Below are 22376 nucleotides of genomic sequence, written 5' to 3'. Positions count from 1 at the left end.
GAGGGTGCCCCGCAGAGGGGGGAGGGTTCGGGCGTGGTGTTTCCCTACCCTCGGCATCCCCGCAGGTAGGCCAGGCTCTCCGGGATCATCCGGTCGGCCCGGTGGCTCTCGCGCGACAGCTCGACGCAGACGAGTTTCGGAAAGCCGACCGCCTCCAAGGCAGCGAGCACGCCCGGCACGTCCATGTCGCCCTCGCCGAACGGCAGGTGGACGTGGACGCCCCGCTTCATGTCCTCGATCGCCACCGTGCCGAGGCGCGACGCGAACTCGACCACGGCGGCGGCCGGCTCGCGCTCCTGCGTCACGAGGCAGTGGCCGGTATCGAGGGCGAGGCGCAGGCCCGGCACGTCGAGGGCGGCGAAGTCGTCGAGGGTCTCGACCAGCATGCCGGGCTCGGGCTCCAACGCCGCGACGACCCCGCGTTCGGCCGCGAAGGCCGCCACCTCCACCAACCCGTCGCGCAGCCATTCCCGGGCGTCGGTGAGGGCGAGGCCCGGGCGCGGCACGCCGGCCCAGAACGACACCGCCTCGGAGCCGAGGATCGCCCCGATCTCGATCGCACGCTTGAGGAAGCCGACGCGCCGCGCCCGGCCGGCGGCGTCCGGGGTGACGAGGGTCGGCTCGTGCTTGGCACGCGGGTCGAGCAGGAACCGCGCCCCGGTCTCGATCACCGAGCCGAGGCCGAGCGCGTCGAGCCGGCGGCGCACCCGCTCGGCCTCGCGGTGCCAGTCCGGCGCCAGCGGGTCGAGGTGGTGGATGTCGAGGGTCAGCGCGACGCCGTCGTAGCCGGCCTCGGCGATGAGCGCGAGGGCGTCGTCGAGGCGGTGGTTGGCCGCCCCGTTGGTGTTGTAGGCGAAGCGCAAGGTCATCCCGCCCTCCCCCGCCGCTCCAGCCGGAACGGCGCGTGGTGCGATTCCGGCTCGCGGTAGAGCGGATAGAGCGGCCCGACGATCCGCTCCGCCAGCGCCGTGTCGAACAAGGGCTGGCGGCCGAACCGCTCCAGCGCCTCGGGCGTCAGGCGCACCGGGCGCAGGGTCTCGCTCTCCTGCCCGAAGCGGATCAGCGGGTGGTCGCGCTCCAGGAGCTTGCGGGTGTTGCGCTCGCCGATCCGGTAGTAGCTCATCGTCTCGACTTCGAGACCCGGCACGATCGCCTTGACCACACCGACCCCGCCGCCGGGCGGCGAGGCATCGACGTAGAGCACGTCGAACCCGGCCTGCTCCAGCCGCTCGCGGGCGAGGCGGCCGCGGGCCTGCCCGTCCGGCGCCGCGGTGGTCGGCAGTTCGGCGAACGGTTTCACGGAGCGCTCGGAATAGACCGTGTCGGCGAGGTAGCCCTGCACCGCCTCGGGGGGACCGCCGATCCAGTCGAGCATCGCGGCGAGCGCCCGGCTCTCCTCCAGGTCGAGGCTCGGCAGCGCCTTCTCGATGAAGGCGTCGACGTAGCCCGGCGGGGTGATGCCGCGGGCGAGGTCGAGGGGGCCGTGACCGAAGGTCTTGCGGACGCGGGCGGCCTGGAATTCCAGCAGCGCCTTGCGCAGCGCCCGCTCGCGGTCGGGGTCGCAGGCCTCGCCGCAGGCCGAGAGGGCGATGGGCGCGGGGGCGCGGGACGGGTCGCGGTCGTAGCCGACGCAGTAGACGTTGGCGAAGCCGAACTGGTCGGTGGCGAATTTCGGCATCGCGCGGATGCCGAGGGCCTCCAGCCGGTCGAGCATCGCCCGGGTCTCGGGGCCGACGCCGTCGAGGCCGAGCATCACGCCCTGGTCGAGGGCGCGGAACAGCAGGCCGTTGCCGTCGCGCTGGAGCAGTTCGAGCAGGCCGTGCCCGAGGGCGAACTCCACGTCCAGCCCGGCGCCCAGCCCGTTGGTGATGAGGTTGGTGAAGGGCTGGTAGCCCTCGGACAGCTCGAAATAGTCGGTCGCCGCGATGTCGAGGGGCATCAGCACCGTCTCGCCGGTGCGGGCGCGGATCGTCGGCGTCCAGTCGAGCACGGTATCGCGGCCGACCGGGCTGCCCGCCGGCAGCCCGAGGGTGAGCGGGTCGGCGACCGAGCCGGCGCCGAACACCCGCACGAGGTCGTGGTAGCTGGCGCGCTCCTTCTTGCGCGGGATCAGCGCGAGGCTCGGCATCAGGTTCTCGGCGATCTCGGCGACGCTGCCGATGATCGCCTCGGCGTCGGTGGCGCCGTAGCCGATCCCGCTCGGCATCGCGCCGACGAAGTACGGGTCTTCGAGGAAGAGCGACACGAACCAGCACGGCGTGCCGGTGCGGTCGAGGGGCGCCAGCGGGAAGCCGACGATCCGCCCCGGCGGCAGCACGTCGAGATAGGCCCGCACCGCGTCCGGCAGGTCGGCGGGCAGGCCCTCGACGATGCGGCGGCCACCGTGAGCGTAGGGACGCGGCGCGCGGGCCGGGGCGGAGGTGGGGGTGGCGTCCAAGGGCGGTCTCTTCTTCCAGTCGGTCGGTGTCAGGCGCCCTCGTAGGCGCGGGCGAGCAGGCGCATCGTGTGCAGGTCGCGGGCGGCCGACCACGCCTCGCGCTCGGCGGGCTCGCGTAGGGCCCGGCCGAAGGCGCGGACCTGTTCGAGGAACGGCGAGGCGTGACCGTCGAAGGCGATGTCCTCGGCGGTCCCGTCGCGGCCCGAGATCCACGTCGCCCGCCCGCCGGGATCCTGGCCCATGGTGTTCTCGGCCACCAGCACGCCGCCGGTGCCCGACACCTCCAGCCGCCGCCGCGGCAGCGCGTCGGGGTAGTTGTAGGCGACGTGCAGGCTCGCCAGCACGCCGGACGCGGTGCGGCCGATGATCTGGGCGCCGTCGTCGACGGCGTAGCCCTGCGCCCGGCACTGGGTGAGCGCCGCGATGTCGAGGATCGGCTCGCCGAGCAGGAACTCGATCAGGTCGAGCCCGTGCGGGGCGAGGTCCATCAGCGCGCCGCCGCCGGCCTGGGCCGGGTCGATGCGCCAGTTCGGTTGGCCCGGCACCGAGGTCCAGGCCCGGTCGAGCCAGCAGGCATAGACGATGCGGATCGCCGTCGCGGTGCCGATGCGGCCGGCGCGGATCGCGTCGCGCAGCGCCCGGTGGGCCGGGTGGTGGCGCTGGTCGAACGCGGTGCCGTAGAGGATGCCGGTGCGGGCGACCGCCCCCGCCATCGCCTCGGCATCGGCGAGGGAGGCGGCCATCGGCTTCTCGCACAGCACCGCCTTGCCGGCGGCGGCGAGCGCCTCGACGGCGCCGCGATGGAGGTGGTTGGGCGTCGCGACGTAGACCGCCTCGACCTCCGGCTCGGCGATCAGCCCGGCGAGGTCGGCATGCGCCCGGGCGCCCTGGGCCTCGGCGGCGGCGCGGGGTTCGGCGCCGGGATCGCAGACCGCGACGAGGCGGTGCCCGGCGGCGCGGATGCCCGGCGCCATGTAGTCGCGGGCGACCCAGCCGTAGCCGACGATGCCCCAGCCGACCGGCGCCGCCATCACCAGCGCTCCGGCAGGGCGACGAACTCGCGGGTTCGTGCCCGCTCGACGGATTCGGGCGAGGCGACGAGCGTCTCAGGCCCGGGCGAGCGGAGCGGGTAGGTGGCGCGCGGCGCGTACTCGGCCTCGTAGCGCGGCGAGGGCCAGGCGACGGAGAAGCCGCCGGCCGGGTCGGGCCGGTAGAGCGGATTGAGCCGCAGGCGGGTGCCCTCCGGCGGCAGGGTCAGGCCGTCGACCAGGGGCCGCGGCGCCGGCCGCATGCCGGGGCCGCACACCACCGAGAACGCCTCGACTTCGGCGAGCGCCGCCGGGGATTCCGGCAGGGGCGCGCGGGCCTCGACCAGGGCGCGGGTCAGCTCGGCGTCGTCGTAGACCAGCCCGTCGGGAAACAGCTCCTCGATCTCGGCCGCCGAGACCGCACGGCCGGCCGAGAAGCCGGGGCGGTCGCTGTTGTGGATGTGGCTGACGGCGAGCCAGCCCTCCTCGCCGGCGCATCGGCGCAGGCAGTCGAGGATGCCGGCCTTGTCGGGCAGGAAGTAGAAGGCGTCGTGGCAGAGCACCACGTCGACCGGCGAGGCGGCGATCGGCCAGTGCGGCGAGGCCGCGTCGAAGCAGACGAGCTGCGCCTCGGCCCCCACCACCCAGTGCCGGGCGACCCACAGCTTGGCGAACACCACGTCGGCGCCCGAGACCTTGACGCCGCGGCCGTGCAGCTCGCGCAGGTAATGGCCGATGCCGCAGGCGAACTCGAAGGCGCAGAGCGGCCTGTTCCAGTGCGCCTCCAGCAGGGCGAGGCCGGCGAGGTAGGTCGGGTCGCTCCAGCGATGCAAAAAATAGTCGCCGACGCGGCCCCAGCCGAGGCGCTGCACGGCGTCGCGCAACGTGGCGGTGTCGCGGTCGCGCACCAGGGCGAGCAGGGCCTCCTGCGGCGGGGCCGGCTCGGTCCACCACTCGTCCTGGTCGGCGAGCAGCCGGGCGAGCGCCTGATCGGCCTCGCCGGCGTCGAGGTGGTCGAGCACCTCGGCCACGAGGTCGTCGCGTCCGACCCGGAGATACGGAATGCCGTCGACCACCGGCCAGCGGCGCCCCCCCTTCCCTTCCCGCAGGGAGTGGGGCGTGTCGGCCCGCAGCGGCGTGCCGCTCACCGGCGAGAGGAGCCCGAACGGGATCACGGCAGGTGCATCGCGGCGAGCACGCGGTCGTGGAACCCCTTGACCGGTCCGTCATGGACCAGCGCCATCTCGCCGAGCACCGTGTCCATGGTGAGCGAAGCGGCGCGCAGGTGCTGGGCGATCTGGAGCACCCGGTCGACCACGTCGGCGGCGTGGAAGGCGCGGCCCTCGGCGGTGGCATCGTCGGGCAGGATGCGCCGGGCGCTCTCGACCGTGGCGCGCAGGCCCGGCTCCAGTTCGGCCAGCGCCATCGCGGCGGTGCGGGCGATCACCGCGTCGAGATGCGGGCCGAGCAGCATCTCGCCGGTGAAGCCGGCATCCGGCATCAGGGCGTTGTGGAGGTGGTGGGCCATCGCGGCCACGAACACGGTGCCGGGATCGGCGCCGTAGAACGGGCTCAGCACCACGCCGTAGACCGCCACCATCAGGCAATGCTCGGCGTGGTTCTCCGGCGGCTCCAGCACGATGCGCGGGCGCCCCGGGCAGGTGACGCCGGCCCGCGGCTGCTCGGCCTGCATCGCGGCGAAGCCCGGCACCGGGCCCGCCGGCCGCTCGCCGCGAGAGGCGAGACGATCGCGCAGGCGCCGGGCCAGGCCCGGATCGATGTTCCCGGCCACGTCGTCGAAGCCGGCCTGGAGCACCCCGACCGCCTCGTCGGGCGACAAACCGGCGGCGGCCAGGAAGGCGGCGTCGATGTCGCCGAGACGCGCGGCGGCGAGCGCCGTCGCGGTGATGTCGAGAGCCAGGTCCTCGGGGTCGGCGCCGCCGACGAGGGCGCTCCATCCCTGGAGAAAGAGCCGCTCGGCGATCGAGCCGCGGCGCCCGGCAGACCGGACGCGCTTGAGGTCGTTCAGCTCGACCAGGAGCGCCCGCAGGGGCGCGGGCGCGGCGGCCGGCGAACCGGCCGCCGGGGAGGCCGGCGCCATGCTAGTGGACGCCGAGCCAGTCGAGCAGCATCCGCTCCTGCGCGCCGAAGGCGTGCTCGGGACCGTGGCCGTTCTTGACCATCGGCGCCTTGAAGAACAGCGAGAGCTGCTCCTGCACGCCGCCGTCGCCGCGCTTCTTGGCGAGGTCGAGGACGCGGGCGATCTCGATCACCAGCGGGGCGGCCAGGATCGAGTCCTTGCAGAGGAAGTTGACCTTGATCTGCATCTTCTGGCCGAGGAAGCCGGTGATGTCGATGTTGTCCCAGGCTTCCTTGTCGTCGCCGCGCGGGCGGTAGTAGTGGATGTGGACGAGATGGTCCTCGACCGGGTAGCCGAGGATCGAATCCAGCACCGTTCCCTTGGTGTTGATCTTCGACTGGAGCGAATCCTTGTCGTTGAGGGCGAGGCCGTCGCGGTTGCCGAGGATGTTGGTCGAGAACCAGCCGTCGACGTGGAGCGCCCGCGACTTGAAGGCCGGGGCGAGCACGGTCTTCATCATCGTCTGGCCGGTCTTGCCGTCCTTGCCGGCGACCGGGACGTTGAGCTGACGCGCGATGTCGACGAGCGCCGGGACGTCGGCGGCGACCGACGGCGTGAAGTTGGCATACGGAATGCCGTTCTTGATCGCCGCGTAGGCGTAGAGCATCGCCGGGCTGATCGCCTCGTCGCTCGAATCGAGGCCGCGCTCGAAGGCGTCAGGCGAGTTCAGGGTCGGATCGTCGAGGTCGGGCCAGCGCTCGGTCGAGGCGAGGTTCACGACGACGACGTCGTCGACGCCGGATTCCTCGCGGAACCGCTTCAGGTCCGCGGCGATCACCGTCACGGCCTCGCGGTGATCCTTGGCCACGATCCGGTTCTGGCCGTCGATGTTGCGGCAGAACTTGGCGCTGCCGACCGCCGGCCACGGTCTCATGGTGTTGAGGACCTGGGCACCGTTCTCGATGTCCTGCCGGGTCAGGACGCCGTGACCGGTCGCGGCGGCGCCGAGATCGTCCCCGTTGAGGTCCCAGCCGCCGAAGACGAGATCCTTGTAGTCGGTCATCCCCGCGACCGCCTTGCCCGCAAGGGGCAGCCCATCGAGACGGTTCGAGCCTGCCTTGATCATCTCGATGCCGGCGATCGCGGTGGTGGCGACGGCGCCGCCCATGCCCACGAACGCGACGCCGAGGCGGCGACCGGTCTGGATGCTCATTGGAATGGAGTGTCCTTCGGCTGTGGAGCGGACAAGGAGGCTTGCGAGGGCAAAGGAACACCCAAGGGCACTCGGCCACCCCTTCTGACGCCGCGCTCACGTGGCGAGAGGAAATGCACGGCAGCGCACCCAGTTCCGCCGCAACCCGAATAAATTTTGCGCGATTTCCTGGCCGGACGCATCGCCCGCCCGGGGTGGGCACGGCCACCCCGCCCGGGGTGGACACGGCCACCCCGCATGAGTGTGTCATCTTAAAGGCTTGCCGGATCTCGAAAATTCCCAGTTTCGTACCGCCACGCTGTCCCATTGTGGTCACAGCCGGCCGCCAGAGGTGCGGGTGAGCGAAGCAATGGCGCGGCCGGGGCGACCCGGCCGGGCGGTGACAAGCAAGGCGAGGACATGGGGGTTTTCCCGGAGCCGGCGCACTGCGCCGACGACGCAGGCCGACTCGTGCCCGGTGGTGGGACGGTGAGTGAGGACGCGGCCGTCCGGTGGCTGCACGCGGCGGAGAGACACGACGACCGGCGGCGCCCGCGCTCCGCGCACACGGGATGGGCCGCCGCCCTGTCGCGCAAGGCGGTGGCCATGATGGCGGTCGGCCTCGCCTTCGCGGCGACCCTGCCCGAGGATGCTTTGGCCCCGGCGGCCGAGGCGCACGACCGCATCGACCTGCGGGCGCCGCGCGACCCGGCCGTGCCCGGCCTCAGCCCCGAATGGCAGGGCCTGCCGGCCCCGGCCGAGACGCCCAGCACCCTGTCGCTGATCGAGAAGGACCTCGCCCGCCTCCGGGGCGAGGCCGACGCGCCCGACGAGGCGGTGCTGGACGCCGACAGCGACAGCTTCGTGTTCGGCGAGCACCGGGTGCCCCGGCCGCTGGTGGAGACGATCCTGCGGGCCGCCCGGGAGACCGAGGTCGACCCGGTCTACCTGATGGCGCTCGCCGACAAGGAATCAAGCTTCCAGCCCGAGGTGCGGGCCGGGACCTCCTCGGCCGAGGGCCTGTTCCAGTTCCTGTCCGGGACGTGGTTCGAGGTGGTGCGCAGCTTCGGCGCGCGGCACGGCCTGGAGGCCGAGGCGGGGCGGATCGAGCGCCGCGGCGGCACCCTCACGGTGGCCGATCCGAGTGAGCGCCAGCGCATCCTGTCCCTGCGCCGCGACCCCTACGTGGCGAGCCTGATGGCCGGCGAGATGATGAAGCGCGACCGTGCCCGGGTCGAGCAGCGGCTCGGCCGCGACCTCAAGACCACCGAGTACTATCTCGCGCATTTCTTCGGCGCGGCGAGCGCCGGCCGCTTCATGGAGATGACGACCGAGAAGCCGGGGCAGGTGGCGCAGCAGGCGTTCCGCGCCGCGGCCCAGGCCAATCGCAGCCTGTTCTTCGAGCGCAGCGGCCGCAAGACGCGCAGCCTGACGATCGCCGAGGTCTACGAGAGACTCGACGGCATGATCGATCGTCGCCTCGACCGCTATCAGTCGGTCGCGGGCATCGCCGAACGCATCGACATGCGCCGGCCGGGCGAGATGCGGCCGACGGCGGCCGTTTTCGCTCCCTAGGGCAGCGAGCGAAGCAGCCCCATGAGCGCCGGCCCGGGGCGGTGAACGCCGGGCGGCATAGCGTCACAACACGCCACCCGCTTCCGGGTTCCGCGCGGCGTCGAAAAAAAGTCCGCGACGCGAACACCCCGGCGCCTCAATGTCCGGCGGGCGCCCCGCCACCGAGCTTCACGCTCTTGAGGATCATCGCCAGCGGCACGGCGCAGGCCGAGACGAGGGCGAGGGTCCAGAACACGTCGATATAGGCCAGGAACGCCGATTGGGTCCGGACCTGCTGGCCGATCCAGGCGATGGCCTGCCCCTGGGCGTCGACCGCCGAGGCGCCGCGGGTGGCAAAGAAGTCGGTCACCGTGCGCAGGGTGTGCTGATAGGCGGGCTCGGAGGGCACGACGTGCTCGACCAGCCGGCTCTGGTGGAACTGCTGGCGATAGGCCAGCACGTTCTGGGCGAGCGACACGCCCATCGAGCCGCCGACGTTGCGGGCGACGTTGATGAGCGCCGAGGCCTGATCGGTCTGGTCCTTGCGGATCCCCTCGTAGGACGCGGCGGTGATCGACAGGAAGATCATCGGCAGGCCGATGCCGATATAGATCCGCGACCAGACGAAGAACCCGAAATTCAGGTCGCCGTAGAGGTTGGTCAGATCGACCATGGCGAAGGCGATGATCGTCGCGCCGGTGGCGATAAGGTATTTCGGCTGGACGAACGCCGAGACCCGGCCGATGACGAACATCATCACGCAGGTGACGAGCCCGCCGGGCGACAGCGCGAGCCCGGCCCAGGTGGCGGTGTAGCCGAAATAGTCCTGGAGCAGCTGCGGCAGGAACTGCGTCGTGGCGATCAGGATGGCGCCGGTGGCGAGCATGACGAGGAAGCACGAGCCGAACTGGCGCTGGAGGATGAGCCGCAGGTCGATCACCGGGTTCCTGTGGTTGAGCTCCCAGGGGATCATCGCCACGAACGACACCACCGCCAGCACCGCGAACACCACGATGAGGGGGGAGCCGAACCAGTCCTTGCGCTGGCCCTCGTCGAGGACGACTTCGAGCGAGCCGAGGAAGGTCGCGACGAGCAGGAAGCCGACGATGTCGAAGCGCACGCCGTCGCGGCGCAGGCGGCGTCGCTCCTCGACCGCCGATTTGGGATCCTGCACCAGCCAGTAGACGAGGCCGAGGGCCGCGACGCCGACCGGGGCGTTGATGAGGAAGCACCAGTGCCAGGAATACTGGTCGGAGAGCCAGCCGCCGAGGGTCGGCCCGACCACCGGCGCGACCACGATGGCGACGCCGTAGAGGGCGAAGGCCTGGCCCCGCTTCTCGGGCGGGAACGAGTCGGCGAGGATCGACTGCGCCAGCGGCGCCATGCCGCCGCCGCCGAGCCCCTGGAGCACCCGGAACACGAGGAGCGATTCGAGGCTCCAGGCGAAGCCGCACAGCACCGACGACACCGTGAACAGGGCGATCGCCGCCATGAAGAACGCCTTGCGGCCGTAGCGCTTGGCGAGGAAGCTCGACGCGGTGAGGACGATCGCGTTGGCGACGAGGTAGCTCGTCACCACCCAGGCGGCCTCGTCCGGCCCGACCGCGAGGCCGCCGGAGATGTAGCGCAGCGCCACGTTGGCGATGGTGGTGTCGAGCACCTCCATGAAGGTCGCGATCGCGACCACCACCGCGACGATCCAGGGGTTGTGGTCGCCCGCGGCGCTGTCGGGAGCCCCCGCCGCGCTCACCGGACCCGGACCGTCGGCACGATCGACATCCCGGGGCCGATCGCGACGTCGGTCGGCCAGTTCCCGACCGTGATCTTGACCGGGATGCGCTGCACCACCTTGACGTAGTTGCCGGTGGCGTTCTCGGCCGGCAGCAGGCTGAAGGCGGTGCCCGATCCCGGCTGCACCGAATCGACCGTGCCGGTGATCGTGCGGTCGGGATAGGCGTCGATGCGGATGTCGGCGCTCTGGCCCGGCCGCATGTCGGTGATCTGGGTCTCCTTGTAGTTCGCCGTGACCCAGATGTCGTCGGGCACGAACATCGACAGCGCCTGCCCGGCCTGGGCGTACTGGCCGACCGCGCCGGTCAGGCGCACCACCCGGCCGGCCTGCGCCGCCGTGATCGTGGTGTAGCCGAGGTTCAGCTCCGCCTGCTCGACCTGGGCGCGGCCCTGCGCGAGGCTCGCCACCGCGCTCGCGCGCTGCGCCTCCAGCGCGCCGATCTGCTTCTGGGCGACGGTGACGGCGGCGCGGGCGCGCGACAGGTCGGCCTGCCGCTGCTGCAGGTCGGCGGTCGATTGCTGCGAACGCTGGACGCTGCCGGCGCCGCGCTGGGCGAGGTCCTGGTAGCGGGCGGCGTCCTGCTCGGCGAAGCGGAGCGCCGCCTGTGCCTGCTCGACCTGGGCCCTCGCCTCCTGGACGCTGCCCTGCTGGGCCTCGATCTGGGCGTCGATGTTGCGGATCGAGGCCTGCGCCGCCTCGACCTGGGCCTTCGCCTGATCGAGGGCGACGCGGTAGTCGCGCGGATCGATCTGGAACAGCACGGTGCCGGCCTCGACGTGCCGGTTGTCGGTCACCGGCACGGCGACGACGTAGCCCGAGACCTTCGGGGCGACCGAGAACTGGCGCGCGTCGACGAAGGCGTCGTCGGTCGATTCGTAGGGGTGGATCGCGACGAGCCAGTACCAGAAGCCCAGCGCGCCGAGGACCACGACCACGAGGCCGCCGAGGACGAACCACCACGGATGGCGGCGCAGCACGCTCGGGCGCTTGCCGCCCTCGTCGCGCGGGGTCTCGTCCCGCGTCTTCGCGTCCTGCGTCCCGGCGTCCCCGGTCTGTTCGTCGTCGGGATCCGGCCGGTCGCCGCCCTCGCGCAGGGCGCGCCCGCGGCCGTCGTCGCCGCGCATCGTCTCCGGAGCGGAGGCATGTTCGCCCTCGCGCACCCGGCCGGGCCGCTGATCGTCCAACATGATGCGACTTCCGTGGCCGGTCGCGGCCAGTCCCCGGGGTCGAGGACCCCGGCCCGAGGCGCCCACCTCGGGACGGATGACGCATCGGCCCCCCGCCCGGTTCCCGACGATGCGGGATGAAATCCGGACGGGAAACGTGCCGGGGCGTTACTGCGTCAGCGGGCAGCCGCTGGCCTTGGCCGACAGGAACGCCTTGTCGCCCGGAATCGTGGCGAGGTGCTTGTAGTAGTCCCACGGCCCCTTCGACTCGTCCGGCGACTTGACCTGGAACAGGTACATGTCGTGGACCATGCGGCCGTTGGCCTGGACCTTGCCGCCGCGACCGAAGAAGTCGTCGACCGGCAATTCGCGCATCTTGGCGGCGACCGCCTCGGTGGCGTCGGTGCCGGCGGCCTTCACCGCCTTGAGGTAGTGCAGGACCGAGGAATAGGTGCCGGCCTGGATCATGCTCGGCATCCGGCCGAACCGGGCCATGTAGCGCTTGGCGAAGCCGCGGGCCTGATCGTCGAGGTCCCAGTAATAGCCCTCGGTCAGCACGATGCCCTGGGCGGTCTTGAGGCCGAGGCCGTGGACCTCCGCGAGGGTGAACAGCAGCGCGGCGAGGCGCTGGCCACCCTGGACGATGCCGAACTCGGCCGCCTGCTTGATCGAGTTCGAGGTGTCGAGGCCGGCATTGGCGAGCCCGACGATCTTGGCGCCCGATCCCTGCGCCTGGAGCAGGAACGACGAGAAGTCCTGGGCGCTGAGCGGGTGGCGCACCGCGCCCAGCACCTTGCCGCCCTTGTCGGTGACGTACTTGCTGGTGTCGGCCTGGAGGGCCTGCCCGAAGGCGTAGTCGGCGGTGAGGAAGAACCAGGTGTCGCCGCCGGTCTCGACCAGCGAGCCGCCGGTGCCGACCGCCAGCGCATGGGTGTCGTAGGCCCAGTGGAAGCCGTAGGGCGTGCACTGCTTGCCGGTCAGATCGGTCGTGGCGGCGCCGTCCACGATGGTGATCTTCTTCTTCTCGCGCGACAGGCCCTGGACCGCGAGCGCCACCGACGAGGTGGTCAGCTCGGTGATCATGTCGACCTTGTCGGTGTCGTACCACTGGCGGGCGATGTTGGAGGCGATGTCGGCCTTGTTCTGGTGGTCGGCATCGACGAGTTGGATCGGCGCGCCGAGCACCGTGCCGCCGAAATCCTCCACCGCGAGCTTCGCCGCCTCGATCGAGCCGCGGCCGCCGAAATCGGCGTAGACGCCGGACTGGTCGTTGAGGATGCCGATCCTGACGACGCCGTCGGAGATCGCGGCGGGGGCCTGAGCCTGCGCCGCGAGGGCGAGCCCGAGGCCGGCCGCGAGGGCCGTGGTGCGGGCGAACGCCCGGGCAAGGTTCGTCATGCGCGTCTTCCTCCCTGCGGGCGGAGCGGCTGACGGCTCCCTCCGCGATCGTTCCGGCCGGGACCGAACTCCCGGCGCGCCAGGACGGAACTCCCGGTTGCAGGGCCTTACGGCGCAGCCGCCGGCGAAACAAGGCGGGTGCCGCAGCGTCTCGTGTGCCGGGCGTCACAGCGCGTCCGCGGCGCCCGTCCTACCACCGGCCCGACGATGCGTGAGGACGGCCGGATGTCGGTGGAACAGTTTCAGGGCCTCGTGGCCGAGGTCAGCGCCCGCACCGGGGTCGCCGACCTCGCGGCGGATGCCGACGGGTATCTCGCCCTGTCCTTCGACGATCACGTCCTGCATCTCCAGTACGAACCGGACGACGACGTGGTGGCCTTGTTCACCCGCCTGCCCGAGGTCGAGGAGGTGCGGGCCGAGCAGATCTACCTGATGCTGCTGTCGGCCAACCTGTTCTGGCAGGGCACCGGCGGCGGCACCTTCGCGGTCGAGCCGGCGACCGGCGCGGTCTTCCTGATGGACCGCCGCGCCCTCGCGGGGCTGCGGGCCGACGGTGCCGTGGCGTGGCTGGAGCGGTTCCGCGCGATGGTCGGGCACTGGGTCGAGCGGCTCGAGACCGCCAACCGGGGCGGCCCGATCGACGTGCTCGACCCGGACGCGCCGCAGGACCGTGCGCCGGAGCCCGAGGCCGGCCTGCCGGAGAGCTTCATCCGCGTCTGAGCCACACGAGCCCGGCGCCCCGCCCGCCTCATCCAACCGCTTCACGGAGTTTCCCCATGCCCGTCGGGGCCCCCCTCGCCACCGAACATTTCCGCAGCCTCCAGGGCACGCGCTTCGTCCTCGACCAGACCGGGCAGCAGAACGGGCCGGCCGCGATCAAGGGGGCGGCGCTCGGCCTGATGGACCGGATCCGGGCGGTCCGGGACGGCGGCAGCTTCGCGCACGGCACGATGGAACACGTGCGCGCCAACCAGACCTTCAAGCTGGAATTCTACGACGCGCTCATCAAGGCCGAGGGCCTGACCGTCGCCAGGGCCGCCGCGAAGGCCGCGGGCCTGCCCGACGACTGGGCGACCCGCGCCAACTCGATGAGCGGCGCGCGCTGCCGGCGGGTGCTCGACGCCGCCCAGCACATCCGCATGGACCTGGTGAAGGACGGCAACAGGGCCGCGCGGGCCTTCGTCGCCGGCCAGCCCGCCGGCGCCACCAACCTCGCCGGCGCCCTCGCCCGGGGGCTGCGGCCGGCCGCCGACGCGGCGAACCGCGACCTTCAGGCGACCTTCCTGCGCGAGGTGCGCGCCGATGCGGGATTCGGCCACCGCCGGCTCGACGCCGCGGCGCTGGCGACCATCGCCGACCGGGCGGTCGGCAAGTTCTACGCCCGCAAGGAGGCGCAGTTCGCCGAGGCTCATCCCGGCCTGCGGGCCTACCAGACCGCGCATCCCGGCGACTTCCGCCCGGTGGTGGAGAAGGGGGCCGTCCTCACCGCCCTGCGCGCGCAGCTCACCACCGGCAGCGGCCACGCCCTCGCCGGCGAGACCGCCGGGCTTCGCGACCTGCTCCGCGACGCCCTGACCGAGGTCGAGACCAACGGCGCGCTCCTCGGGACGATGACCTACACGCCCGAGGGCTGGGATTCCCAGACGGCCGGGCTGCTGGACAAGCTCGTCACGCTCGGTCGCCTGGAGCAGACCCTCGGGACCCTCGCCGGGACGCCGGACGCACCGGGCACGGCACCGGGGCAGGCGCTGGTCGGGAACCTGATGACGGAACTTCACCACCAGCAGGATCTGGTGCTGTCCAAGCTCGCCTTCGTCGACGACGTCCGCAACGCGGACCCGCTCTCCGACAAGAGCGTCGCCTATTCCGACATGCTGTGGGCCCAGGCGGTCGACCACATCGTCGCGGGCGTGCTCGCCGATCCCTCGATCACGCTGGCGCCGGGCGGGCATGGCGCCCTGTCGGATTTCGCCGCGACGCTCGTCACCGGCAAGTGCACCGCCTACATGAACGCCCGCCCCGACATGCGCTCGAACGGCGACACGGTCGACAAGAAGACCCATCCGGCCGCCCAGACCAAGGCCGACCTGCAGGCGCAACTGACCGCGGCCCTGAAGGCCGCCGGGGTGCCGGACAAGGACGTCAAGGAGCTCGCCGGCGGCAAGAGCTTCGCCGCCGCCCGGACGCACGCGCTCAACACCTGCCAGGAATGGGCCCCGGTCCAGAACCGGATGGTGGTGACGAAGGACGGCGTGACGCGCGAGTATCTCAGCGTCATCACCCCGGCCGCGGGGATCAGCCCGCGCTTCGCCGGCGCGGCCGGCAACCAGAAGACCGCGGGGCTCGGCGTCAGTTCGGCGGTGAAGGACAGCCCCGACCATGCCCGCAACCTGAAGCTCAGCGAACTGAAGCGCGCCGTGCCGGGCGGTGCCCCGGTCACCGTCGCGCGGGTGATCGGCCACGGCGTCCTCGACATGTGGAAGATCGCCGATCCGGCCGCGCGCCGGGCCGCCAACGAGAACGGCGCCCGCGAGGTGCTCGAGGCCGCCCTCGTGACGAATCCGCGCCTCGCCGCCGAGGCGGCGGCCCGCCATGCCGCGGGCAACACGGCCCCCCTCGCGCTCACCCATGTCAGCGTGAACCTCATCACGCCGACCGCGACGCGCGAGTTGCCGGGCGTGCGGCGGCTGCTGCCGGACCACCAGGAGCTGACCTACACCCGGGCTCAGTTCGCGGCGTTCGAGGCGGTGTCGTCGCCGCCTAACGGCGCCCCCGTGACCCTGGCGATGGACGACCCGGCCGCCCCGGGCCAGACCCTCGCGGTGCCGGTGCGGGTCGACACGATCGCGTTCTCGTTCGGCATCAATCCGATGGCCACCGGCAAGGCCTCGGGGCTGCTCGGGGGGTGGGACAACGTGTTCCACGAGAACCGCGACGCGATGATCCGCTTCGTCGGCGACCTCGGCAAGGAGATCTACACGGAATCCGGGGAGTTCGACCGTTTCGCGGAGTTCGGCTCGCAGGGCACGCCGCCCGGCGGCTTCGTCGGCAGCGTCTACGACCGGCTCGACCCGGCGGTCCCGGCGCAGGCCGACCTGAAGGCGCGGATGCGGGTGCAGACCAACACCGTGCGCGAGCTGTTCGTCAGCGGCGCCTACAGGAGCGAGGACGGCGACCCGGCCAAGATGGGGCGCGAGATCCTGGCGCTCCAGGCCCTGGCCGAGGAGGCGCTCGGCCTCGTCGGCGGGCCGGGCGAGGCCGCCACGATGTCGAAGGGCTGCAAGAGCGACAAGGACCGCGGCGGCGTCACCGACGTCGAGCTGAAGCACAAGCTCATCACCGACGAGATGGGTGGGCCGGTCACCTCCGACGCGGAACTCGGCCGGCGCTCGCGCCTCGCCCGGGTCGGCGACTTCCTGTTCGGCCGCGACCGCGACCTGCTCGCCGGCGCGGTGCCGAACGCCCGGCTGCGGGACGACGACCTGACCAATTACGGCATCGTCTCGGCGCGCTCCGGCCAGTTCGAGAACCAGACCAACAACACCGGCCTGCCGGGCAGCAAGGAGGCCGCCAAGGTGTCGCACCGCAACGTCGGCACCGAGCTGCGCCAGTTCCTCGCCGGCCTCGGCAAGCTCGCCTCGGAGTAGCACCCGACCGGAATCCGACCGTCCGCGCGCATCCTCCGGCCAAGCCTGCCGGAGGATGCGCGCGCGCCTATATGTCTCTATAAGGCGCGCCAGCACGCACGCCGCACAGTTCCGTTTCGATCGCAGGTCCCCACGATGCTCGGTGCCATCGCCAAGAAGATTTTCGGGTCGTCCAACGACCGCCGGGTGAAGGGCTACCGCCCCCGCGTCCAGGCCATCAACGCCCTCGAGCCCGAATTGGCGGCGCTCAGCGACGAGGCACTGCGGGGCCGGACCGAGATCCTGAAGGCGCAGCTCGCCGAGGGCAAGACGCTCGACGACATCCTGGTCCCGGCCTTCGCCACGGTGCGCGAGGCGGCCAAGCGGGTGCTCGGCCAGCGCCACTTCGACGTCCAGATGATCGGCGGCATGGTGCTGCACGAGAGCGGCATCGCCGAGATGAAGACCGGCGAGGGCAAGACCCTGGTCGCGACGCTCGCCACCTACCTCAACGCCCTGTCGGGCAAGGGCGTCCACGTCGTCACGGTGAACGACTACCTCGCCCGCCGCGACGCCGAGTGGATGGGCCGGGTCTACCGCTTCCTCGGCCTGTCGACCGGCATCATCGTGCACGGCCTCGACGACGCCGAGCGCAAGGCCGCCTACGACTGCGACATCACCTACGGCACCAACAACGAGTACGGCTTCGACTATCTGCGCGACAACATGAAGTACGAGCTGGGCCAGATGGTCCAGCGCGGGCACAACTACGCGATCGTCGACGAGGTCGACTCGATCCTCGTCGACGAGGCGCGCACGCCGCTCATCATCTCGGGGCCGATCGACGACCGCTCCGACCTCTACACCGCCATCGACGTGGTGCTGCCCCGCCTCGTGCGCGAGGATTACGACCTCGACGAGAAGCAGCGCACGGTCTCGCTGACCGAGGCCGGCAACGAGCACATCGAGGAGTTGCTGCGCGAGGCCGGCATCCTCAAGGAGGGCGACCTCTACGACGCCCACAACGTGACGCTGGTCCACCACGTCAACCAGGGCTTGCGGGCCCACACGCTGTTCACCCGCGACAAGGACTACATCGTCCGCAACGACGAGGTCGTCATCATCGACGAGTTCACCGGCCGCATGATGCCCGGCCGGCGCTACTCGGAGGGCCTGCATCAGGCGCTCGAGGCCAAGGAGCGGGTCACGATCCAGCCCGAGAACCAGACGCTCGCCTCGATCACCTTCCAGAACTACTTCCGGCTCTACAAGAAGCTCGCCGGCATGACCGGCACCGCCTCGACCGAGGCCGACGAGTTCCAGGAGATCTACAACCTCGACGTGGTCGAGATCCCGACCAACAAGGCGGTCGAGCGCGTCGACGAGGACGACGAGGTCTACCGCACCGCCGAGGAGAAGCACGCGGCGATCATCCAGGAGATCGACCGGGCCCATGCCCGCCACCAGCCCGTCCTGGTCGGCACCGGCTCGATCGAGCGCTCCGAGCACCTCGCCGGGCTCCTGGTCCAGCACGGCTACACGCCCCTCGACTACAGCGACCCGAAGGCGCTGGAGGACGTCTACGCGGCGGCGCGCGAGGGCCGGGTGACGAAGCGCTTCGCGGTGCTGAACGCCCGCTTCCACGAGCAGGAGGCGTACATCGTGGCCGAGGCGGGCGTGCCGGGCGCGATCACCATCGCGACCAACATGGCCGGCCGCGGCACCGACATCAAGCTCGGCGGCAACCTCGACATGCGCATCGAGCAGGAGCTCGCCGACATGCCGGAGGGGCCCGACCGCGACGCCCGGATCGGTGCGATCAAGGCCGAGATCGAGCAGAACCGCGCCAAGGTGCTGGCCTCGGGCGAGCCGGCCGATCCGGCCGCCGGCCGCAAGACCGCCCTGCCCGGCGGGCTCTACATCATCGGCACCGAGCGCAACGAGAGCCGGCGCATCGACAACCAGCTCCGCGGCCGCTCCGGCCGCCAGGGCGATCCCGGCCGGTCGAAGTTCTACCTGTCGCTTCAGGACGACCTGATGCGGATCTTCGGCTCCGACCGCATGGACGGCATGCTGCAGAAGCTCGGCCTGGAGCAGGGCGAGGCGATCATCCACCCGTGGATCAACCGGGCGATCGCCAAGGCGCAGCAGAAGGTCGAGGCGCGCAACTTCGACATGCGCAAGAACGTGCTCAAGTACGACAACGTCATGAACGACCAGCGCAAGGTCGTGTTCGAGCAGCGCCGCGAGTTCATGGCCCAGGAGAGCGTGCGCGAGATCGTCGACGAGATGCGCCACGGCGTGGTCGAGGACGTGGTCGCGCGCCACATCCCGGAGGACGCCTATCCGGAGACCTGGGACGTCGCAGGCCTGCGCGAGGAGGTCACCCAGCACCTCAACCTCGACCTGCCGGTCGAGGACTGGGCCAAGGAGGAGGGCATCGCCGACGAGGAGATCCGCGAGCGCCTGCGCAAGGCCGCGGACGAGGCCTATGCCGAGCGGGTCGAGCGCAACTCGGCCGAGGTGATGGCCTATGTCGAGAAGCAGGTCCTGCTCCAGAGCCTCGACCACCTCTGGCGCGAGCACCTCGTCACCCTCGACCACCTGCGGCAGGTGATCGGCTGGCGCGGCATCGCCCAGCGCGATCCGCTCAACGAGTACAAGTCGGAGGCGTTCGACCTGTTCAACGGCCTCGTCGGCTCGCTGCGCGATCAGGTCACCGGCCAGCTCATGCGGGTCGAGATCATGTTCCAGGAGCCGGCCCAGCCCGAGCTGCCGCCGATGTTCGCCCAGCACCTCGACCCGGCGACGGGCGAGAACGAGATGGCGCTGCCGGGCACCGGCAGCGTCGGCGGGGCGGGCGGCGCCTACGGCTACGCCGCCCAGGATCTCGCGGTGGATGCGCCGGTGCTGGAGCGCGACCCCGCCGACGCCGCGACCTGGGGTCGGGTCGGCCGCAACGAGCCCTGCCCCTGCGGCTCCGGCAAGAAGTACAAGCACTGCCACGGCCGCTACGCCGAGGCGTGAGGGGAAGAGCTTACACTTCCCCGGTGGACACGTTGTGGCGCGGGTCCCCCTCTCCCGAATGGGAGAGGGGACAGGGGTGAGGGTGGCTCGGGTTCAGGATCAAGCAACCAGCGTCGAGCTGGGCAGCTCAACCGTTCGTGATGGATCCTGAACCGTCTCCACCCTCACCCCTACCCCTCTCCCACTCGGGAGAGGGGATCTCACGCCTGAATTCCGAGAGTAAAATCGGCTATTTAGGGGTGGCGCTGACGGCTCGGGGAGCGCCCCTCAGCGCACCCCGCCGCTGGCGTTGATGACCTCGCCGGTCACCCAGCGGGCGTCGTCGGAGGCGAGGAACGCCACGACGTCGGCGATGTCGTCGGGCCGGCCGACGCGGCCGAGGGGAGTGTCGGCGACGAAACCGGCCTCCATCTCCGAGCCGGCGATGCCGGCGCTGTGGGTGCCCTCGGTGGTCACGTAGCCGGGACTGACCACGTTGGCCCGGATCCGGCGCGGCGCCAGTTCGTTGGCGAGGACGCCCGAGATCGCGTTCACCGCGCCCTTGGTGGCGCTGTAGACCGCCGAGCCCGGCATCAGCAGGTCGGTGATGGCCGACGAGATGGTGACGATGCTGCCGCCTTCGGTCAGGTGCTTCGCCGCCGCCCGGCTCGCCAGCAGCACGCCGAGCACGTTGACGTCGAACTGCCGGCGGTAGTGCTCCTCCGTCACCTCCTCGATCGGCGCGAAGGCGTAGACGCCGGAATTGTTGACCAGCACGTCGAGCCGGCCGAATTCCCGCACCGCCGCCTCGATCAGCGCGTCCGCCTGCGCCGCCACCGTGACGTCGCCCTGGACCGCGACCGCCCGGCCGCCGGCCGCGGTGATCGCCGCCACCACCGCCTCGGCGCCCTCGCGGCTCGACGCGTAGTTCACCACCACCGCCGCGCCCTCGCGCGCCAGCGCCCGGGCGATCCCCGCGCCGATGCCCTTCGACGCGCCGGTCACCACCGCGACCTTGCCATCAAGCTTTGACATGGATGCTCACCTTCCGCATGGGTCGGCCTCCGGACGAGGCCATGCTCCCATAGTTCGGAACTTCGGAACTAACGATCCGGGATTCAAGCCCCATATGGACGGATGATGAGGCCCCTGTTCCACCCCGCGATCGAGGACGTCCGGCCGGAGGCGATCCTGCACGCGCTGGCCGACCCGGCCCGGGCGGCGATCTTCGCCCGCATCGCCACGGCGGGCTGCGTCGAGGCGTGCACGGTGCTGTCCACGGTCGGCGACCGGGTGATCCCGAAATCCTCGCTGTCGAGCCACTTCAAGGTGCTGCGCGAGGCCGGGCTGATCCGCTCGGAGCGCCGCGGCGTCGAGATGCGCAACGAGTCGCGCTGCGCCGAGGTCGACGCCCGCTTCCCGGGCCTGCTCGCGGCGATCATGAGCGCCTACGCGGTGCGGTCGGACCCGGCGGCGTGATACGATTTTCGGACGATCAGTTCCGACAATCGTATCACCAGCCCGCGCGGCGCGATCCCGCTCACGCCGGGTGGGTGGCGGCACCGGGCCGCGGCGCGCCCGCCAGCACCAGCGCCCCGGCGATCGTCGAGAGCAGCGAGCCGGCGAGCACGCCGAGCTTGGTCTCGGCTTCCAGTTCGGGCATCCCCGCGAAGGCGAGCCCGCCGATGAACAGGCTCATGGTGAAGCCGATGCCGCACAGCAGCGCCACGCCGTAGACGTGCCGCCACGACGCCCCGGCCGGGCGCGGGGCGAGGCCGAGGCGCACCGCGAGCCAGACGCCGCCGAACACGCCGACCTGCTTGCCGAGAAAAAGGCCGGCGGCGACGCCGAGGGTCACCGGCGCGAGCAGGGCGTCGGCGCCGAGCCCGGCCACCGAGACGCCGGCATTGGCGAAGCCGAAGACCGGCAGGATCGCGTAGGCGACCCAGGGCTGGAGCGCGTGCTCCAGCCGGTGCAGGGGCGAGTGGGCGTCGTCGGGCCGGCCGGGGCTCGCCCGCAGCGGGATCGCCAGCGCCAGCACCACCCCGGCCACGGTGGCGTGCAGGCCGGACCGGAGCACCGCGAACCACAGGGCGGCGCCGAGGACGAGGTAGGGGCCGAGGTTGCGCTGGCCGGTGCGGTTGAGGATCGCCAGCATCGCGACGATCCCGGCCGCGAGGCCGAGCATCGGCAGGGACAGGTCGGCGGTGTAGAACGCCGCGATGATGAGCACCGCGCCGAGGTCGTCGAGGATCGCGAGCGCGGTCAAAAAAATCTTCAGCGACACCGGCACCCGCGGTCCGAGCAGCGCCAGCACCCCGAGGGCGAAGGCGATGTCGGTGGCGGCGGGAATCGCCCAGCCGCGCAGGGTCGCGGGCGTGCCGAGGTTGAGCGCGACGTAGACCAGCGCCGGGGCGACCATGCCGCCGAGGGCCGCGATGCCCGGGAGCGCCCGGTCGGGCCAGGTGCGCAGCCCGCCGTCGAGGAACTCGCGCTTGATCTCCAGCCCGACCAGCAGGAAGAACACCGCCATCAGCCCGTCGTTGATCCAGTGCAGCAGGCTCAGCGGGCCGAGATACGCGTGCAGGGCGTGCGCGTAGGCGTCGCCGGCGGGGCCGTTCGCGACGACGAGCGCCAGCACCGCGCTCGCCATCAGGACGAGGCCGCCGCCGGCGCTGCTGGTGAGCAAGGCGCGCAGGGCCGAGAGCGGGCGCGGCAGGCGGCGGGACGGCGGACGGGTCGGGGAATCGATCATGGCGCCGGGCGTGCCAGGAAGCGGCCGGCGGCTCAAGCCGTGCGGGTGAGGTAATCGACCATCGTCATCGCGAACAGGATCGCGACCCAGAAGAACCCGATCCCGGCGAACAGCCGGACCAGCGGCGGCTCGTGGCGCACCTCCATCGAGACCAGCAGCACCACCAGCACCATCGCGCCCGCGACCGCGATCTCGACGAGCCACACCCCGGCGAACGGCCGGGTGGCGCCGAGCACCACGTTGACCGCAAGCAGGCCGAGGAGCGCGGCCGAGGCCAGGACCGGGGCCCGCATCCGCTGCCACAGGAGCCGCCTGTCGTCCTGGCCGAGCCCGAGCATCGCC

The 22376-nt window shown here is 71.7% G+C and carries 17 protein-coding genes; 5 read left to right on the top strand and 12 right to left on the bottom strand.

What is annotated here, in order from left to right:
* Positions 1–44: 44 nt before the first annotated feature.
* Genes EOE48_RS18720 through EOE48_RS18695 form a run of 6 tightly spaced genes read right to left on the bottom strand, consistent with a single transcriptional unit; the run spans position 45 to position 6758 of the window.
* Positions 45–869 carry a sugar phosphate isomerase/epimerase family protein gene (locus tag EOE48_RS18720; protein WP_127731937.1) on the bottom strand — a complete coding sequence of 275 codons (825 nt, stop codon included), beginning with the start codon at positions 867–869 and terminating at the stop codon, positions 45–47.
* On the bottom strand, positions 866–2470 hold the full coding sequence (locus EOE48_RS18715) for a YcaO-like family protein (RefSeq protein WP_425463676.1): 1605 nt from the start codon (positions 2468–2470) through the stop codon (positions 866–868). The genes EOE48_RS18720 and EOE48_RS18715 overlap by 4 nt, the downstream gene beginning before the upstream one ends.
* Positions 2467–3468 (bottom strand): Gfo/Idh/MocA family protein, encoded by a 1002-nt coding sequence (locus EOE48_RS18710; protein ID WP_127731932.1) that lies wholly within the window; start codon positions 3466–3468, stop codon positions 2467–2469. The genes EOE48_RS18715 and EOE48_RS18710 overlap by 4 nt, the downstream gene beginning before the upstream one ends.
* Positions 3468–4640 (bottom strand): class I SAM-dependent methyltransferase, encoded by a 1173-nt coding sequence (locus EOE48_RS18705; RefSeq protein WP_127731930.1) that lies wholly within the window; start codon positions 4638–4640, stop codon positions 3468–3470. Before EOE48_RS18705 ends, EOE48_RS18710 begins: the two co-directional genes overlap by 1 nt.
* Positions 4637–5566 carry a hypothetical protein gene (locus EOE48_RS18700; protein ID WP_127731928.1) on the bottom strand — a complete coding sequence of 310 codons (930 nt, stop codon included), beginning with the start codon at positions 5564–5566 and terminating at the stop codon, positions 4637–4639. The genes EOE48_RS18705 and EOE48_RS18700 overlap by 4 nt, the downstream gene beginning before the upstream one ends.
* 1 nt (position 5567) lies before the next feature.
* Positions 5568–6758 carry an inositol-3-phosphate synthase gene (locus EOE48_RS18695; protein ID WP_127731926.1) on the bottom strand — a complete coding sequence of 397 codons (1191 nt, stop codon included), beginning with the start codon at positions 6756–6758 and terminating at the stop codon, positions 5568–5570.
* Positions 6759–7226: 468 nt separating this feature from the next.
* On the opposite strand from EOE48_RS18695, the gene EOE48_RS18690 reads away from it, so the two are divergent.
* Positions 7227–8312, top strand: coding sequence for a transglycosylase SLT domain-containing protein (locus EOE48_RS18690; protein WP_246154585.1), 1086 nt, complete (start codon positions 7227–7229; stop codon positions 8310–8312).
* A 136-nt stretch (positions 8313–8448) separates the two neighbouring features.
* On the opposite strand, the gene EOE48_RS18685 is transcribed toward EOE48_RS18690, so the two are convergent.
* The 3 genes from EOE48_RS18685 to EOE48_RS18675 form a co-directional block, all read right to left on the bottom strand.
* Positions 8449–10041 (bottom strand): DHA2 family efflux MFS transporter permease subunit, encoded by a 1593-nt coding sequence (locus EOE48_RS18685; protein ID WP_127731922.1) that lies wholly within the window; start codon positions 10039–10041, stop codon positions 8449–8451.
* On the bottom strand, positions 10038–11270 hold the full coding sequence (locus tag EOE48_RS18680; RefSeq protein ID WP_246154584.1) for an HlyD family secretion protein: 1233 nt from the start codon (positions 11268–11270) through the stop codon (positions 10038–10040). The genes EOE48_RS18685 and EOE48_RS18680 overlap by 4 nt, the downstream gene beginning before the upstream one ends.
* Before the next feature lie 147 nt (positions 11271–11417).
* Positions 11418–12647 carry an ABC transporter substrate-binding protein gene (locus tag EOE48_RS18675; RefSeq protein ID WP_127731920.1) on the bottom strand — a complete coding sequence of 410 codons (1230 nt, stop codon included), beginning with the start codon at positions 12645–12647 and terminating at the stop codon, positions 11418–11420.
* A gap of 225 nt (positions 12648–12872) precedes the next feature.
* Here EOE48_RS18675 and EOE48_RS18670 point away from each other — a divergent pair, with 225 nt between their 5' ends.
* The 3 genes from EOE48_RS18670 (at position 12873) to secA (ending at position 19300) form a co-directional block, all read left to right on the top strand.
* Complete coding sequence (locus EOE48_RS18670) at positions 12873–13367, top strand: type III secretion system chaperone (protein ID WP_187371468.1); 495 nt, start codon at positions 12873–12875, stop codon at positions 13365–13367.
* A gap of 56 nt (positions 13368–13423) precedes the next feature.
* On the top strand, positions 13424–16294 hold the full coding sequence (locus tag EOE48_RS18665; protein ID WP_127731916.1) for an inositol phosphate phosphatase SopB: 2871 nt from the start codon (positions 13424–13426) through the stop codon (positions 16292–16294).
* A gap of 135 nt (positions 16295–16429) precedes the next feature.
* Positions 16430–19300 carry a preprotein translocase subunit SecA gene (secA, locus tag EOE48_RS18660; RefSeq protein WP_127731914.1) on the top strand — a complete coding sequence of 957 codons (2871 nt, stop codon included), beginning with the start codon at positions 16430–16432 and terminating at the stop codon, positions 19298–19300.
* A 267-nt stretch (positions 19301–19567) separates the two neighbouring features.
* Here the strand turns inward: secA and EOE48_RS18655 are convergent, their stop codons facing one another.
* Positions 19568–20314 carry a glucose 1-dehydrogenase gene (locus tag EOE48_RS18655; RefSeq protein WP_127731911.1) on the bottom strand — a complete coding sequence of 249 codons (747 nt, stop codon included), beginning with the start codon at positions 20312–20314 and terminating at the stop codon, positions 19568–19570.
* Between the two features lie 105 nt (positions 20315–20419).
* On the opposite strand from EOE48_RS18655, the gene EOE48_RS18650 reads away from it, so the two are divergent.
* Positions 20420–20758 carry a helix-turn-helix domain-containing protein gene (locus EOE48_RS18650; RefSeq protein ID WP_127731909.1) on the top strand — a complete coding sequence of 113 codons (339 nt, stop codon included), beginning with the start codon at positions 20420–20422 and terminating at the stop codon, positions 20756–20758.
* Positions 20759–20819: 61 nt separating this feature from the next.
* Here EOE48_RS18650 and nhaA read toward each other — a convergent pair whose 3' ends face one another.
* Both nhaA and EOE48_RS18640 read right to left on the bottom strand, forming a co-directional pair.
* Entirely contained in the window at positions 20820–22034 is a 1215-nt protein-coding gene (nhaA, locus tag EOE48_RS18645; protein ID WP_127731907.1) for a Na+/H+ antiporter NhaA, read from the bottom strand.
* 32 nt (positions 22035–22066) lie between these two features.
* A complete protein-coding gene (locus EOE48_RS18640) occupies positions 22067–22372 on the bottom strand; it encodes a cytochrome C oxidase subunit IV family protein (RefSeq protein ID WP_127731905.1) in 306 nt (101 codons plus the stop codon).
* Positions 22373–22376 lie beyond the last annotated feature (4 nt).

Origin of the sequence: Methylobacterium oryzihabitans (assembly GCF_004004555.2) — a bacterium.
GTDB classification, from domain to species: domain Bacteria; phylum Pseudomonadota; class Alphaproteobacteria; order Rhizobiales; family Beijerinckiaceae; genus Methylobacterium; species Methylobacterium oryzihabitans.
The sequence above is the reverse complement of the archived record's forward strand: the minus strand, read 5'-3'. Positions and strand labels throughout refer to the sequence as shown.

Excerpts from the sequence above, each read along its gene's own strand:
- EOE48_RS18680 (WP_246154584.1), bottom strand. The coding sequence starts at position 11,270 with ATGTTGGACGATCAGCGGCCCGGCCGGGTGCGCGAGGGCGAACATGCC.
- nhaA (WP_127731907.1), bottom strand. The coding sequence starts at position 22,034 with ATGATCGATTCCCCGACCCGTCCGCCGTCCCGCCGCCTGCCGCGCCCG.
- secA (WP_127731914.1), top strand. The coding sequence starts at position 16,430 with ATGCTCGGTGCCATCGCCAAGAAGATTTTCGGGTCGTCCAACGACCGC.
- EOE48_RS18720 (WP_127731937.1), bottom strand. The coding sequence starts at position 869 with ATGACCTTGCGCTTCGCCTACAACACCAACGGGGCGGCCAACCACCGC.
- EOE48_RS18640 (WP_127731905.1), bottom strand. The coding sequence starts at position 22,372 with ATGCTCGGGCTCGGCCAGGACGACAGGCGGCTCCTGTGGCAGCGGATG.
- EOE48_RS18665 (WP_127731916.1), top strand. The coding sequence starts at position 13,424 with ATGCCCGTCGGGGCCCCCCTCGCCACCGAACATTTCCGCAGCCTCCAG.
- EOE48_RS18710 (WP_127731932.1), bottom strand. The coding sequence starts at position 3,468 with ATGGCGGCGCCGGTCGGCTGGGGCATCGTCGGCTACGGCTGGGTCGCC.
- EOE48_RS18650 (WP_127731909.1), top strand. The coding sequence starts at position 20,420 with ATGAGGCCCCTGTTCCACCCCGCGATCGAGGACGTCCGGCCGGAGGCG.
- EOE48_RS18655 (WP_127731911.1), bottom strand. The coding sequence starts at position 20,314 with ATGTCAAAGCTTGATGGCAAGGTCGCGGTGGTGACCGGCGCGTCGAAG.
- EOE48_RS18675 (WP_127731920.1), bottom strand. The coding sequence starts at position 12,647 with ATGACGAACCTTGCCCGGGCGTTCGCCCGCACCACGGCCCTCGCGGCC.
- EOE48_RS18700 (WP_127731928.1), bottom strand. The coding sequence starts at position 5,566 with ATGGCGCCGGCCTCCCCGGCGGCCGGTTCGCCGGCCGCCGCGCCCGCG.
- EOE48_RS18695 (WP_127731926.1), bottom strand. The coding sequence starts at position 6,758 with ATGAGCATCCAGACCGGTCGCCGCCTCGGCGTCGCGTTCGTGGGCATG.
- EOE48_RS18670 (WP_187371468.1), top strand. The coding sequence starts at position 12,873 with ATGTCGGTGGAACAGTTTCAGGGCCTCGTGGCCGAGGTCAGCGCCCGC.